This is a genomic window from Ruegeria sp., assembly GCF_965199275.1.
In the GTDB taxonomy this organism is placed as follows: Bacteria; Pseudomonadota; Alphaproteobacteria; order Rhodobacterales; family Rhodobacteraceae; genus Ruegeria.
The window spans coordinates 55847-69251 of sequence record NZ_CBDAQX010000023.1; the positions used below are offsets into that span (position 1 = coordinate 55847).

Genomic DNA, 13405 nt, shown 5'->3' on the forward strand with positions numbered 1-13405 from the left:
CACCCAAGCGGCTGCAACCCGGTTCAGGCGCTGATCTGGGCCATGGGTTCGGCGGTCAGAGAATTGCTTGCCGTCGCAAAGCGCACGATTGTGGCACCGTTCTGCATGGGCACAACGGTACAGTCCAGCGCGGTGCCGTTGCGCATCTGGATTTCCGCATTCCATTCGGTGCGGTCATCGCGCATGTCCACGAAATCGCGGATCTCACCCAGGACCGGGGTAGCGACGCAATGATCCTGCCAGATGCGCGTGACCTCGGTCACCGTCTCACTGTGAAATCCGGCCTCTTCCTGCGTTCCCCAAAGCCGCTGGTAGGCGTAGTTGGTTAGGGCCAGCGTGCCGTCTTCGGAAAAGACTGCGATTGCGTCGGCCAGCTTGTCGAGGATCGATTGCATCAGGTCCATCTCGGACCGGAACCGCCGGGTCAGAGTGATTTCGGCGGTGATGTCTTCGAACAGAAACGCCACGGCGCCATCGGGATGCGGGCGGCCGCTGACCGAATAGACCGAACCCGAGGGCAGGGACCATGTTTCCTGATAGTTCCCGTCCTCTGCCGCCTCGAGAAGGTCGTTCATCTGGTTGCGCCATGACCGGTAGTTTTTGGGTTCAGGCATCATGTGCTGATCCCGCAGCCGGTCAAAAAAGCTGGAAATATTGGGACGGCAGCTGAGGAAATCCGGCGGCAGAGTGGTCAGGTCAATCAATGCCGGGTTGAACAGGGCCAGTTGACGGTTGCGGTCGAAAATAGCCAACCCAATCGACAGCTGCGCGAAGGTCTTGGTCATCGTCTGTACGAATTTGCGCTGGGCGGTTTCAGCTTGCACAATCGCATTGATGTCGACCGCATAGAACAGGCGGCCTTCCGCATGGTCCACCTGGGTCAAATCAAACCACAATTTACTTTCACTTCCTGCCACGTCTATCGAGACGCGGGATTTCCCGCCGCGCCGCAGCTCGGCCCCGGTGTCCGGGAACAGGGGCAGAGTCAGGTCGGCATCCAGCCCGCGTGCCTTGCGGACAAGGGCGACATAGGCCGCGTTACACCAACGCACGCTTGCGTTCTGATCCAGCAGCCAGACCGGATAGGGGGCCTGATCCATCGCCAGCCGGATCGGATCATTCGGATCCCGCAGCTTGGTTTTCTTTTCTCTCGTCGGTTCGTGCAGTTGGATTCGAACGATCCCGTCAATCCATTCGCACAGAACCTCTCGCTCAACTGTGCAGTCGATGGCTGAGACAACCAGGTTGCCCTGATCGCGCACGATTTCGGGCGTTTCCGGGAAGGTGGGGAAATCACGCTGCAACAAGCGTCGAAGATCGTTCCAATCCGCGACATGTTCAAAACCGGCGAGCGCTATGTCAGAGTGGCTGATCAGGCGGTCGCCATCGAACAGAAAAACGGCGTCGAACAAGGAACTTGCGGTGAACATGCCATAGCTGTTGTCCCGCCGGGCACGACGCGGCAGCAGCCACATGACCGCAAAACAGCACGAGACCAAGCTGATCGCGGCCAGAATGATCCAGTCTGCCATCTTCTCCCCTTACGACTGCGGAACCCCGACGCAAACTAAGGCGAGAATGGTTAACGGTGTCTTAACTCCTGACTTCCGACATTTTTTCGTATAAGTCATTGATATTATTATGCCTTGGTTGCCAAAAGGCACTACACGGACTTTTTTCGCCAGCGATTGTTTCGGAGTGTTGAGGGAGCTCAGGCTTTGGTCTGGCCAGTTTTTCGGGTGCGCCCGGGGGGTATCTTGAAAGGGGCTTCGTTCCAGGTCAGGCCGACGCAGGTGAGGATGCGTCTGGCATCGACCGTGGCATGGCTTGGCATGCCGTAGCGGTCAGGGGTGCCTTTGTGGCGCAGGATCGAGAGCTGCAATGCGTTCAACTCGTTGCGGATACGAGCCGGGCTCATCGGGTGTCCGAGCAGGTCCAGATGCTTGCGCAGGTGCTGCAGGCAGCAGAAGGCCATGTAGCAGATGGCGATATGGGCCCGGACCCGACGCGGCGACCAGTGATAGATGGGCCGGATTTTCAGATCGTGCTTGTTGGTGCGGAAGCAGGCTTCGATCTCCCACAACTGGTGATAGCGGGCAATGACGTCCTGTGCCTCCAGTTCGTCCGCACCATGAACAACAATGGCATGCAGCCCGTCCCATTGTGCCGCTGCCTTGATCTTTGCATCATCCAGCGTGACGTCCCCGCTGTCGGGGAAGGCCAGGAAGCGGCCATATCCCCGGCTGCTGAAGCTGCCGGGTTTGCGAGAGCGCTTGAGCTTCTTGTGCAGCTTTTCGATTGCCTTGTCGCGCTTGTGGGCATCATTGCGTGCCCGGGTGGGTGACCAGGTCACAATGACCCGCGCTCCCTCCTGGTCGATCACCTTGTACCAGCCCTTCTCGGTTGCCTCTTCAGAACCGTGTCCAGCCCAAGGCTGGCGTCCCTCCGGGCTCAAAATGTTCGCCTTCACGGCGGCCGGGGCGGACTTCATGCGATAGCCGAGGATGTAGGGCAGACCCTTGTTCTGCAACATCTGCTGGTTGTCCTTGCTGAGCATGGCGGCATCGGCCACGAACGTGACCCTGGCCACGTCGAAGCGTCCCTCCAACGCCTTCAGCGCAGCTTCCAGCGTATGACCTTCCCAGGTGTTTCCCGGGAAGAGTTCATAGCCCACAGGCAGCCCATCGGAGGTGACGATCAGCGCCAGCATGACCTGAGCGCGGTGATGCTTGCCATCCTTGCTGAAGCCCTTGGCCAGAAGATGATCCTGCTCGACCCCGTCCGCATCCTCGGCCGGGTCCTCGCGCTCGGTGTCAAAGGCCAGGGTCGTGCAATCGTAGAACAGCACGGTCACTGGCCCGCCCAGCAACTTCTCTGCCGCCGCGTGAGAGGTTTTGCAAATCCCGTCTATCACCGGCGTATTGATGTAATCCATGCTCCGATAGACCACGTCCAGATTGAGCGTGATGCCTGCCTGGTTCTCCAACGCCTCCACGGTCGCGCGCTTGCTCTCGGGCTGTGCGATCCGCGCCATAACCAGCTCTTTCACAATGCGATTGGCACTTTTACGCGCCGCCCCCAGAAGGGCCCCCCAACCCAGTTGGTCATACATCGTCCCCATGACATCCCGCAGACCCAGAGAGACCCGCGCCTCCTCACGGCACTCGGCAAGATCAACGCCAAGCTTGTCCGGCCGCGGAGCGCGGCGCACCAGCGCCTGCAGATCGGCATATTCCGTGGGCGTGAACAGTTCCATTTGCGGCGAGCGATCAATGCGTAATTGCTCCATCAAGCGGCCCGCCAGACGCTTGATATCCTCAATCTCGCTGTCGTTATGGGCCACACCCACATGGCGCAGGATCTTCTGGCGTACCTTGGAGCCGGTGCGGACGGATTCAACGATCTGGATCCGTGTGCGGTTGAGCTTTGCGTCATGTTTGGTGCGGATGAACATGGGCGAAGAGGTTAGCCATCTGAAGGCCCATGTCAATACTTTTTATAATAATGGGGCACTACAACGCGCCTCTGAGCAACCACACCTGAAAACAAACCAAAAACCCAGTCAGATCAACAAAAAGGTCGGAAGTCAGGAAAAACGGCGTCGAACAAGGAACTTGCGGTGAACATGCCATAGCTGTTGTCCCGCCGGGCACGACGCGGCAGCAGCCACATGACCGCAAAACAGCACGAGACCAAGCTGATCGCGGCCAGAATGATCCAGTCTGCCATCTTCTCCCCTTACGACTGCGGAACCCCGACGCAAACTAAGGCGAGAATGGTTAACGGTGTCTTAACTCAGACCTGGATAGGCTGGTTGCGCCCGGACGGCACCGGGGTGTCACCCTGCTGCGCGTCGATGCGTTTGCGGGGCCATTCGACCTTGACGATGGCGCCTCGGCGGTCGGGTTTGTCCGAGAGGTGCTGATACGGGTCCGAGCCGTTGGCAAATTCCAGATCCGCCCCACTGCGTTCCAACAGGGTTTTAGCAATAAACAGGCCCAGTCCCATACCCTCATACTCGGGGCGCGCGCGCTGGTCGGTCTCGGCCCGTCTGCGCCGCATCAAGGGATCACCAATCCGCCCGATCAGATGCGAGGGGTAGCCGCGCCCGTCATCCATGATACAGACGGTGATTTTGTCCGAGGTCCACTCCGCCTCGACCCAGACATTCGCGCGGGAGAAATCCACCGCATTCTGGATCAGGTTGCGCAACCCGTGAATGATCTCGGGTTTGCGCAGGATCGAAGGTTGCTGCACATCCCCATCCAGAACCGGACCTTCGGCAAAATGCACAGTTTTGCCCCGGTCGATATGCGGCTCGGCCGCTTCATGCACCACTGTCGACAAGGGCGCTTGACGCAGATGCAGATCGTCTTTGCCGGCACGCCCCATGTCGCGCAGGATGTCCCGGCATCTGTCCGCCTGCTCACGGATCAGGGCGGCGTCTTCTTTCAGTTCTGGGCGGTCGTCGAGTTCTTCAATCAACTCGGAGCTGGCGAGCTTGATCGTCGCCAGAGGGGTCCCCAACTCATGCGCGGCGGCGGCGACAACTCCTCCCAGATCGGTCAGCTTCTGTTCGCGCGCCAGCGCCATATGCGTGGCCGCCAGCGCCTCGGACATCGAGCGCGCCTCGGAGCTGACCCGGTGCGAGTAGGCCCCGATAAAGACAATGGCGATGATGATCGCGGCCCAGTTGCCGAACAGAAGAATGTCGGGGATTTGCAGGACCAGGCCTATCTCGGTCCGCAGGGGCAGGTGAAACTCAGCCAGAAGGGTAGCCAGCGCAATCGCCACGGCCCCCACGATGAGCGTTGAGCGGGTACTCATGACATTGGCCGAGATCGTGACCGGACCCAGCAACAGCAGGGCAAATGGATTGTTCAATCCGCCGGTCAGATACAGCAGGATCGCCAGTTGAAACAGGTCGAACAGCACCATCAGGAAGTTCTGAAACTCGGTCAGGCGTTTGTTCTGCGGGAACAGGAAGCTGGCCGTCAGGTTGCCGATCACCGAAACGCCGATCGCCAGATAACAGAGCGTGACCTCAAGCTGCACATGATAGCTGTGCTGAGCCACCGTGATAGCCGTGATTTGGCCAAAGATGGCCACCCAGCGCAGCAGGATAAGGGTACGCAGCCTGATCCAGCTGCTGCGTTCCTGACCGCCCCATAAACTCTGGTTGGATTCTGCCATTGGTCACTTATGTCCTGTTGCATCGGCTGATCATCTTGATAGGTGTCCCGGCTGATACGATCAACAACCCCTTGCACACGGAAAACGATCATGACCCGCCTGTATGCTATTCTCGCAGCTGTCGTTCTTGCTATCAGCCTTGGCGCCATGTGGCTTTTGACAATGGGGTCCGGGTCGGATGACAAATACGCGCAATGCCGTTCCAGCCAGATCGCGGGTGGAGCGGCGGCGATCGGTGGTCCGTTCGAACTGGTCAATGGTAAGGGCGAGACGGTCACCGACAAGGATGTGATCACCGAGCCGACGCTAGTCTATTTCGGCTATACGTTCTGTCCCGATGTCTGCCCGTTTGACATGTCCCGCAACGCTGAGGCAGTAGACATTCTGGCCAAGCGTGGACAATCCGTGACGCCTCTGTTCATTTCCATCGACCCCGATCGCGACACGCCCGAAGTGGTCGGAGATTACGCCTTCAACCTGCATGAACGTCTGATCGCTCTGACCGGTTCGCCCGAGCAGGTCAAGGCCGCCAGCCAGGCCTACAAGACCTACTACAAAGCCCATGACAAAAGCGACGAATACTATCTGGTCGATCATTCTACCTTCACCTATCTGGTCACACCCGAAGATGGGTTTCTTGAGTTCTTCAAACGTGAAGACACAGCGCAGCAAATGGCGGACAAGGTCGGCTGCTTTTTGGATCAAGCCGGGTCCTGACAAGCCAGTTTGACCTTTGGCCCCGCGCTGCTATTACTTCTAGATCTAGATAAAGCCAAAGGCATGAAATAGCGGAAAGACTCAACGATGGCAGACAGTTCCCAGCTTGATATCGGCCCCGATAAATCTCTGCTTTTGGTGGATGATGACGAGCCGTTCCTGAGACGCCTTGCCAAAGCCATGGAAAAACGCGGTTTCGAAGTTGAAACCGCAGGCTCCGTCGCTGCTGGCCGCGCCATTTCTACCGCGCGCCCGCCGGCCTATGCGGTTGTCGATCTGCGGCTAGAGGATGGCAACGGTCTGGATGTTGTTGAAGTGTTGCGCGAAAAGCGCCCGGACAGTCGTGTCGTGGTCCTGACCGGCTACGGGGCCATCGCCACAGCCGTCGCCGCCGTCAAGATCGGAGCAACCGACTACCTGTCCAAACCCGCCGACGCCACAGACATCACCAACGCGCTGCTGGCCAAGGGCGACGAGCTGCCCCCGCCGCCGGAAAACCCCATGAGTGCGGACCGCGTGCGCTGGGAACATATCCAGCGGGTCTATGAGCTGTGCGACCGCAATGTCTCGGAAACCGCACGGCGGCTGAACATGCACCGTCGGACATTGCAGCGAATTTTGGCGAAACGTAGCCCGCGTTAGCAGGCAGAGCTTTGACTGGTCTGTTCAGAGGATAGTGTTATTCGCCAGACTTCGGATAGATGAACCCGTTTACCGGGTACAAACTGCCGTATTGCCCCGGAACGCTCTCGACCCGAACCAGTGTCCAGTCATTGTTCTTGGAGACATCTTTCACGCCCATTTTCAACGACACTTTGTTGCGGTGCCAATTGGCGTGGTTCACGATGACGACCCGGTCGCTAACAACATCGGACACGACAGCCACATGGCCCAGCGGCATCCCGCGCGTTGCCCGAAACGACATGACCGAACCGACAGCCGGTTCGTTGCCTCGCTCAAACGCACTGCGCGCCTTGCCCCACCAGTCCTTGGCATTGCCGCGAATTTCGATACCGCTGAGGCTACGTGCGTAGGGCACGCACCAAACCCGTTGCCCTCGAGCCTGCTTTTGCGAAACCTCTTGCAACGCCATGGACTGACGCTCTGGATCAAGTTGTGCGTCGGTTGGGCCATGGGCGCAGGCAGAGACCAGACTCAATAGCCCCACCGCAACTGCGGTGCGCGCGCCGCCAAATAAGCGCGGCCAATTGGTGTCCGTATTGAGTTTGCCCGTATTCAAGAATCTTCACTGCCCATTTTGAAGACATGCAAGTTTTAGGGGCATCTGATGTGTTGTGAAAAGAGGCTTGCAAGCACACGGCAAGATTTCGCCTGTCCTCAGCTACATCGCTAGGACAATCAATTGAGATTGTAGTCGTATCTGCAACCGAAGTATTGGTCTCTGCGCGTCGGGAGATTGTCCGAATCCGTACGGCGTCTGATCATGAACCGCCGGACATCGCAGCAGAATCTGTTGAGACACTGCCACCGGTAGCCATTTGTCACCCTGCCTTTAGAAAAGCGGCGCGTATTTCCAATTGTCAGCATCCGGGGTCACCTCGTCCAGATCGTAGCCTGCATCCTGAAGACGCTTTGCAATTGCAAGGCCTTCCCTTGCGGCCTGATCGACATACTGACGACCCAAAGCCTCGTTCTGAGTTGCACCATGTCCACGCATTAGGTTCAGCCCGTGATTGAAGCGTCCCACCGGATCACCTGCTTCGGCCGCCTTGCGATCCCATTGGGCTGAGGCATCAGGGTTGTATTCGCCGCCCAACCCATTGTTTTCCAGTTGACTCATCCAGGTCATAGCTTTGGTATAGCCCGCTTCCGCGCATTGCTTCGTCAGCCGTCTCGCCAACTCGTGGTTGTCGTTCTTTGTGACATTTATACCGAGCGAGCAGGTAATTGAGTCGATAACGCCCATCTCGATTTTGCGGGTTAGCATCTCACGACCCGTATCCTGTGGGTTGAGAATACCAAGATCGTCTTCAACGGTTTCAGGCGGTTCCGCCAGAACCAAGTTTGCGCAAAATACCAAACATGCCGCCAGTTTAAGGTGTCTCATCCCGGGTCCTCCTTTTATGAGGATACCATTTGTCTTGATTCCGATCACTACTGTTAAGGTCGTAGGTAGCATGAGCCACACGCCGCGAAAGCCGGGTCGCTACAGCCAATATCGCATCAAAGCTCACCTATCAGTGCTTCATGCCGCTCCGTGTATGCCGTCCTAACTTCAACTGGCGGCCTTAGCCTGATCTCCAACCCCTCCATCACCGCTCGATCCGGACGGCCAAAGAACTTCGTCGCCTCGACCTCGGAAAAACCCGCGATCTGGGTGGCCTCCATCCAGGCGCTGATCTTGTCGGCTTTCTTGATCTGCCATTTTACAGATTTAGGCACCTCGGCGGGAAGTCCAAAGCGAATATGGATAGCCGCCGCCAGACGGTCATCCAGCGCTCCATAATCCGGGCCAACGGCGGATTTGACGGGTGAGATCATGTCTCCGATCACGTATTCCGGCGCGTCATGCAGCAAAGCCGCCAGCCGCCACTTCACGGGCGCTTTCGGCGCGATGCGGCCAAAAAGTTCTTCGACCAGCAGGGAATGCTCGGCCACGGAATAGGCGAAGTTACCCGCCGTTTGCCCGTTCCAACGTGCCACAAAGGCCAGACCATGGGCGATATCCTCGATCTCGATATCGACCGGGGTCGGATCCAGCAGGTCTAGCCTGCGGCCCGACAGCATCCTCTGCCATGCGCGGGGTTGTGTTGCCATTATGCCATGCCTTGTGAAGTGGGACATGTCGAGAACATTCTGAATTGTCCGGTGTAGGTAACATGCCAATTGTCCGCTTCAGTTGATTGCGCGGTGGCCCAATTCGGAGGGAGCCGTAGGCGACCGTAGATTTGGGCCACCGCGTTCGCGCCACGTCGAAGCGGGTCACGCGACTTTGTGTTTGCTATCCTCCTGTGTGATGGGTGATCCGTCAGGCTGGTAGCGGCCAATGCATCTCGGGCCGTGGAAGATGACCAGTTGACCATCGGGGTATTCGTGGACCCTGACCTTCGCCTTGACGAAATGATGACGGTGCCTGTCTGCCGCGATCTGCATGACCAGGCCCTTGTAGCGCACCGTATTGTCGTTGCCGACGACGCGGTCTTCCTGCACACACAGGGTGTCGCGCACATTGCCTGTAAACGGCACGAAGGCCGAGGTCGTATCCTCCGGCTCCCTTGCAAACAGGGCATTGTGTTCGGGAAGATAGACCTCTTTCAGGAACTGATTGGCCTCTTCAATGGTTGTGATCCCATGGGACCGCAGTTCCTGCGGCAATCGGTTCTGGAACGTGCCAAACATGCGTTCAGACCGTCCACGGGCCTGCGGTGAATAGGCCGGGATCAGCTCAATGCCGAGTTGCTGCAAGGCGCGCCCGACCTGGGTCAGATTGTCCTTGTCCACTTTGCCGCCCGCTTCGGGCGTATGCCAGTAATGAGAGCCCCGATCGGCATAGAGCGAGCAAAACAGACCTTGCGCCTCGATCACCTCTGTCAGCCCCTGAAAACTGCTCATCGTCCCTTCTTCCTCGACAAAGAATGCCGAATAAACCCGGTTGGTGGCATCGTCCATGGTGACGATCAGATCCCACCACTGACCCAGAACCCATTCATGGCTGGAGCCGTCCTGATGCAACATCATGCCAACCATCGGACGGCGGGGCCGCTTGCGCCGATGGGCACCTCGTCGGGGTGCTGCCTGAACCCGGCCGTGGCGCTGCAGTGTAAGCCGCACCCAGTTGTAGCTCTGTGTGAAACCATGGTGGGCCACCAGCTTCTCGTGGAAATGCTTCGGCGTGTAATCCCAGTACTTGGTATCAAACAGTTCAAGCATCTCCATGACCTTATCCGTGGCAACACGATTGTTGGCCAGTTTGCCAAGCCGACGGTCGTACAGACCTTCTGCACCATCCGCCTCAAATCGATCCTCCCAACGCCTGACGGTGCGCACGGATACACCCAGTATCTCAGCCGCCTGTTCTTGCGTCAGCTTGTTCGCGCTTCGCCGCGAATACACATCTTCAAACTTCATCAGTCGAACTTCCTGTAACACTTCTGCTCGGTTCATAACGCCTCCTCTCAGAGACAGAATAGAACCGGACAGATCGCATGTTACATACACCGGACATATCGCGTGTTAGCGACACTTGTGAAGTGGGACACAATAAAACCAAATTGTTTCAGCTATGATGTACCTGTCAGGATCACCAGCTGCCAACGTTTTCTTGAGCATTCGTGCTTTGAAACCACACCAACTGATCCCGACATTTAAACCGAGGGGGGCACTGGCTTCTCCCGGTGCGCTCCTCTCACAAAGTGAAACGAAAGGAGATGGGATGAATGTGCTGTGAACGGTCAAAATTCCTGATTCTGTTATTGAGTTGGGAGAGGCGGATAGGTTTCAGGATGTATGAGCAATCTAGGGCGTTTGACCCTGTAAAGGAGATTACCCTTCACCTGTTTCCGAACGACCATCCTGAGGCGTGGGCTGTTGCCCTGACCTCGAATAGGAGTTTGGTTTGGCCGTTCACGCCCCATCCGGGGTTCCGCCTCCCAACGATGGGAGTATAGCACATGGCCTTTATTGGTGTCGATTTACATACGAATTCCTTCACGATCTGCCGCATTGGTGGGGATGGCTCAGAGGCGTTTGAGACGTTTCAACTCGCGGCGGCTGATCTTGAGCGGTTCTGCCTGAGCGTGGATGCGGAGGATGAAGTGGCGGTAGAAGCGACCGGCAACTCGGCATGGTTCTGCCGAGAAATTCGCCCCTGCGTGGGCCGGATCGTCGTGGTGAACCCACGCCAGTTCCAGGTGATCCGCAAATCGGTGAAGAAAACCGACCGCAACGATGCGCGCGCTCTGGCGACGTTCCTGTCTAAAGACATGCTCCCCGAGACACGCCTGAAACGTGCAGGTGAAACCGAACTGGCCTCTCTGGCACAGACTCGAGACATGTTGGTGAAATCGCGTACCAGGGTACTCAACAAGATCCATGGCATGTTCAATCGGCACGGGATCAAACTCAAGAAGGCGGGTTTCTCGGACAAACGGTTGCGCGCTTTGGAGATTGAACGCTTCAGCGACGTCGAACGGATCGAACTGACGGAGCTGCGGGATCAGGCGTTGCAGTTGAGTGCCGCGATCCGCAGGCTGGATAAGGCGCTGGAAGAGACCGCTGCAGCGCTTGATGGGTTTGAGGAAATCACCTCAATCAAGGGCATTGGAGCGCGGGCCGCTGCGATTTTCCTGTCCGGGATTGGCGATGTGAACGACTTTGCCACCGCCGACAAACTGGCCGCTTATGTGGGGATCGTGCCGCGTGTTGCCGCCTCAAACGGCGTTGAAATACACGGCAGGATTACGAAGCAGGGCAACAAGCTGGTGCGTACGACGCTGGTGCAATGCACGCTCAGCGCCATCCGATATTCCGGCTATCTCAACACGTTCTACCGCCGCATCAAGGAGCGGCGCGGGTCGGGAAAAGCCATCATCGCCACCGCTCGAAAGCTCCTGACCATCATCTACAACACATTGAAAAACAATTGGATATTCGAGGACTTCCCAGCCTTCAAGATCAAAAATACCAGACAAACCGCTGGACAAACATCATAGGAGTTTGCTATGTTCAAACGTATATTCGCAGTCGCCCTGACCTTTGGCATGGCCGCCACGGCCCCGCCCGCCTTTGCCCAGAATTGTGCAGAGCGCTAGCACGTAGTTGACAAGCTGCAGAAAAGCTACTCGGAAGAGCTGGTTTTTGGGGGTTTGCAGAAAACACGCGGCGCGCAGTCGGTCATGGAGGTCTGGACCTCACGAGAAACGGGTAGCTACACCGTTTTGGTGACCCACGCGAACGGCTTAAGTTGTATTGTCGCCGTTGGCACCGATTTTTTTGAAGCGATTCCGAAGGTCAAGGTTGACGGCACGCCCAGCTGATTTTTGCGGCGTAAAATCCCGTTTTCGGTCATCCACATTGCCACCTGCCCCAAGGGATGCTAGGGGCAGCCGGAACTGTGATTGACCGCAAAAATGGAGCGCCTTATGGCCGGGGACTATATCGTCAAAGACATTTCGCTGGCCGGGTTCGGCCGCAAGGAACTGGATATCGCCGAAACTGAAATGCCGGGCCTGATGGCGCTGCGTTCGGAATATGGTGAAAGCAAGCCTCTGAGCGGTGCGCGGATCGTTGGGTCGCTGCACATGACCATCCAGACCGCCGTTCTGATCGAAACGCTGGTTGCCCTGGGCGCGGATGTGCGCTGGGCGTCGTGTAACATCTTCTCGACTCAGGACCACGCAGCCGCTGCGATTGCCGAGGCGGGTATCCCTGTCTTCGCCATCAAAGGCCAGACGCTGGAAGAGCATTGGGATTACCTGGACAAATCCTTCCTGTTCGACGAAGGCCCGAACATGATCCTGGACGATGGCGGTGACGCGACACTGTATATCCTGCTGGGCGCTCGTGCTGAAGCGGGTGAAGACATTATACCCGTTCCGGGTTCGGAAGAGGAAGAGGTGATCAAGAAGCAGATCGCCAAGCGCATGGCGGCGTCTCCGGGCTGGTTCACCAAGATGCGTGATCAGATCCAAGGCGTGTCCGAGGAAACCACCACCGGTGTGAACCGTCTGTATCAGCTGGTGAAAGACGGCCATCTGCCGTTCCCGGCGATCAACGTGAATGACTCGGTCACCAAATCGAAATTCGACAACAAATACGGCTGCAAGGAATCGCTGGTCGACGGTATCCGCCGCGCTACGGACACCATGATGGCCGGTAAGGTTGCCGTTGTCTGCGGTTACGGTGACGTAGGCAAAGGCTCGGCTGCCTCGCTGCGTGGTGCCGGTGCCCGGGTGAAAGTCACCGAAGTTGACCCGATCTGTGCCCTGCAGGCCGCAATGGACGGGTTTGAAGTCACCCTGTTGGAAGACGAAGTCGAAAACGCGGATATCTTCATCACCACCACCGGCAACAAGGACGTGATCCGCATCGAGCATATGCGCGCGATGAAGGATATGGCCATCGTCGGCAACATCGGTCACTTCGACAACGAAATTCAGGTGGCCAGCCTGAAGAACCACAAATGGACCAACATCAAGGAACAGGTGGACATGATCGAGATGCCCTCGGGCAACCGCATCATTCTGCTGTCCGAAGGCCGTCTGCTGAACCTCGGCAACGCCACCGGTCACCCGTCCTTCGTGATGTCGGCCTCCTTCACCAACCAGGTTCTGGCGCAGATCGAGCTGTTCACCAAAGGCGACCAGTACGAAAACAAGGTCTACATCCTGCCCAAGCATCTGGATGAGAAAGTGGCCAGCCTGCATCTGGATCGTATCGGCGTGAAGCTGACCAAGATGGACAATGAACAAGCGGCCTATATCGGCGTTGCGCCGGAAGGCCCCTACAAGCCAGAACACTACCGCTACTAATCGCG

13 protein-coding genes are annotated in these 13405 nt (G+C 57.5%); 6 read left to right on the top strand and 7 right to left on the bottom strand.

Annotation, left to right across the window (positions count from 1 at the left end; all coding sequences use genetic code 11):
* Positions 1 to 23 precede the first annotated feature (23 nt).
* Positions 24 to 1532, bottom strand: coding sequence for a PAS-domain containing protein (locus ACOERD_RS22955; protein WP_419740603.1), 1509 nt, complete (start codon positions 1530 to 1532; stop codon positions 24 to 26).
* Between the two features lie 179 nt (positions 1533 to 1711).
* Positions 1712 to 3454, bottom strand: coding sequence for an IS1634 family transposase (locus ACOERD_RS22960; protein WP_419737624.1), 1743 nt, complete (start codon positions 3452 to 3454; stop codon positions 1712 to 1714).
* Here ACOERD_RS22960 and ACOERD_RS22965 point away from each other — a divergent pair.
* Positions 3447 to 3623, top strand: a complete 177-nt coding sequence (locus ACOERD_RS22965) for a hypothetical protein (protein WP_419740604.1) — start codon at positions 3447 to 3449, stop codon at positions 3621 to 3623. The two genes, ACOERD_RS22960 and ACOERD_RS22965, sit on opposite strands and share 8 nt — an antisense overlap.
* A 172-nt stretch (positions 3624 to 3795) precedes the next feature.
* Here ACOERD_RS22965 and regB read toward each other — a convergent pair whose 3' ends face one another.
* Entirely contained in the window at positions 3796 to 5193 is a 1398-nt protein-coding gene (gene regB / locus ACOERD_RS22970) for a sensor histidine kinase RegB (RefSeq protein WP_170470634.1), read from the bottom strand.
* A gap of 90 nt (positions 5194 to 5283) precedes the next feature.
* Here regB and ACOERD_RS22975 point away from each other — a divergent pair, with 90 nt between their 5' ends.
* Together ACOERD_RS22975 and ACOERD_RS22980 are read left to right on the top strand one after the other, a co-directional pair.
* Entirely contained in the window at positions 5284 to 5910 is a 627-nt protein-coding gene (locus tag ACOERD_RS22975; protein WP_419740605.1) for an SCO family protein, read from the top strand.
* Between the two features lie 87 nt (positions 5911 to 5997).
* Positions 5998 to 6552: an ActR/PrrA/RegA family redox response regulator transcription factor gene (locus ACOERD_RS22980; protein ID WP_050604676.1), complete on the top strand. Its 555-nt coding sequence runs from the start codon at positions 5998 to 6000 to the stop codon at positions 6550 to 6552.
* A 37-nt stretch (positions 6553 to 6589) separates the two neighbouring features.
* Here the strand turns inward: ACOERD_RS22980 and ACOERD_RS22985 are convergent, their stop codons facing one another.
* From ACOERD_RS22985 to ACOERD_RS23000, 4 genes are all read right to left on the bottom strand, one after another.
* Complete coding sequence (locus tag ACOERD_RS22985) at positions 6590 to 7150, bottom strand: CHAP domain-containing protein (RefSeq protein ID WP_419740606.1); 561 nt, start codon at positions 7148 to 7150, stop codon at positions 6590 to 6592.
* A gap of 273 nt (positions 7151 to 7423) precedes the next feature.
* Positions 7424 to 7978, bottom strand: a complete 555-nt coding sequence (locus tag ACOERD_RS22990; protein ID WP_419740607.1) for a tetratricopeptide repeat protein — start codon at positions 7976 to 7978, stop codon at positions 7424 to 7426.
* A gap of 116 nt (positions 7979 to 8094) precedes the next feature.
* Positions 8095 to 8688, bottom strand: a complete 594-nt coding sequence (locus ACOERD_RS22995; RefSeq protein WP_419740608.1) for an HD domain-containing protein — start codon at positions 8686 to 8688, stop codon at positions 8095 to 8097.
* Positions 8689 to 8853: 165 nt separating this feature from the next.
* Positions 8854 to 10035 (bottom strand): ISNCY family transposase, encoded by a 1182-nt coding sequence (locus ACOERD_RS23000; RefSeq protein WP_419740609.1) that lies wholly within the window; start codon positions 10033 to 10035, stop codon positions 8854 to 8856.
* 506 nt (positions 10036 to 10541) lie between these two features.
* Between ACOERD_RS23000 and ACOERD_RS23005 the strand changes: the two genes are divergently transcribed.
* The 3 genes from ACOERD_RS23005 (at position 10542) to ahcY (ending at position 13400) form a co-directional block, all read left to right on the top strand.
* A complete protein-coding gene (locus ACOERD_RS23005) occupies positions 10542 to 11582 on the top strand; it encodes an IS110 family transposase (protein ID WP_419738393.1) in 1041 nt (346 codons plus the stop codon).
* Between the two features lie 183 nt (positions 11583 to 11765).
* Entirely contained in the window at positions 11766 to 11906 is a 141-nt protein-coding gene (locus tag ACOERD_RS23010; RefSeq protein WP_419740610.1) for a hypothetical protein, read from the top strand.
* A gap of 105 nt (positions 11907 to 12011) precedes the next feature.
* Positions 12012 to 13400: an adenosylhomocysteinase gene (gene ahcY, locus ACOERD_RS23015; RefSeq protein ID WP_419740611.1), complete on the top strand. Its 1389-nt coding sequence runs from the start codon at positions 12012 to 12014 to the stop codon at positions 13398 to 13400.
* Positions 13401 to 13405: the final 5 nt, after the last annotated feature.

Coding starts and splice junctions, on each gene's coding strand:
- ACOERD_RS22955 (WP_419740603.1), bottom strand. CDS start 1,532: ATGGCAGACTGGATCATTCTGGCCGCGATCAGCTTGGTCTCGTGCTGT.
- ACOERD_RS22965 (WP_419740604.1), top strand. CDS start 3,447: ATGAACATGGGCGAAGAGGTTAGCCATCTGAAGGCCCATGTCAATACT.
- ACOERD_RS22960 (WP_419737624.1), bottom strand. CDS start 3,454: ATGTTCATCCGCACCAAACATGACGCAAAGCTCAACCGCACACGGATC.
- regB (WP_170470634.1), bottom strand. CDS start 5,193: ATGGCAGAATCCAACCAGAGTTTATGGGGCGGTCAGGAACGCAGCAGC.
- ACOERD_RS22975 (WP_419740605.1), top strand. CDS start 5,284: ATGACCCGCCTGTATGCTATTCTCGCAGCTGTCGTTCTTGCTATCAGC.
- ACOERD_RS22980 (WP_050604676.1), top strand. CDS start 5,998: ATGGCAGACAGTTCCCAGCTTGATATCGGCCCCGATAAATCTCTGCTT.
- ACOERD_RS22990 (WP_419740607.1), bottom strand. CDS start 7,978: ATGAGACACCTTAAACTGGCGGCATGTTTGGTATTTTGCGCAAACTTG.
- ACOERD_RS22995 (WP_419740608.1), bottom strand. CDS start 8,688: ATGGCAACACAACCCCGCGCATGGCAGAGGATGCTGTCGGGCCGCAGG.
- ACOERD_RS23000 (WP_419740609.1), bottom strand. CDS start 10,035: ATGAACCGAGCAGAAGTGTTACAGGAAGTTCGACTGATGAAGTTTGAA.
- ACOERD_RS23005 (WP_419738393.1), top strand. CDS start 10,542: ATGGCCTTTATTGGTGTCGATTTACATACGAATTCCTTCACGATCTGC.
- ACOERD_RS23010 (WP_419740610.1), top strand. CDS start 11,766: ATGGAGGTCTGGACCTCACGAGAAACGGGTAGCTACACCGTTTTGGTG.
- ahcY (WP_419740611.1), top strand. CDS start 12,012: ATGGCCGGGGACTATATCGTCAAAGACATTTCGCTGGCCGGGTTCGGC.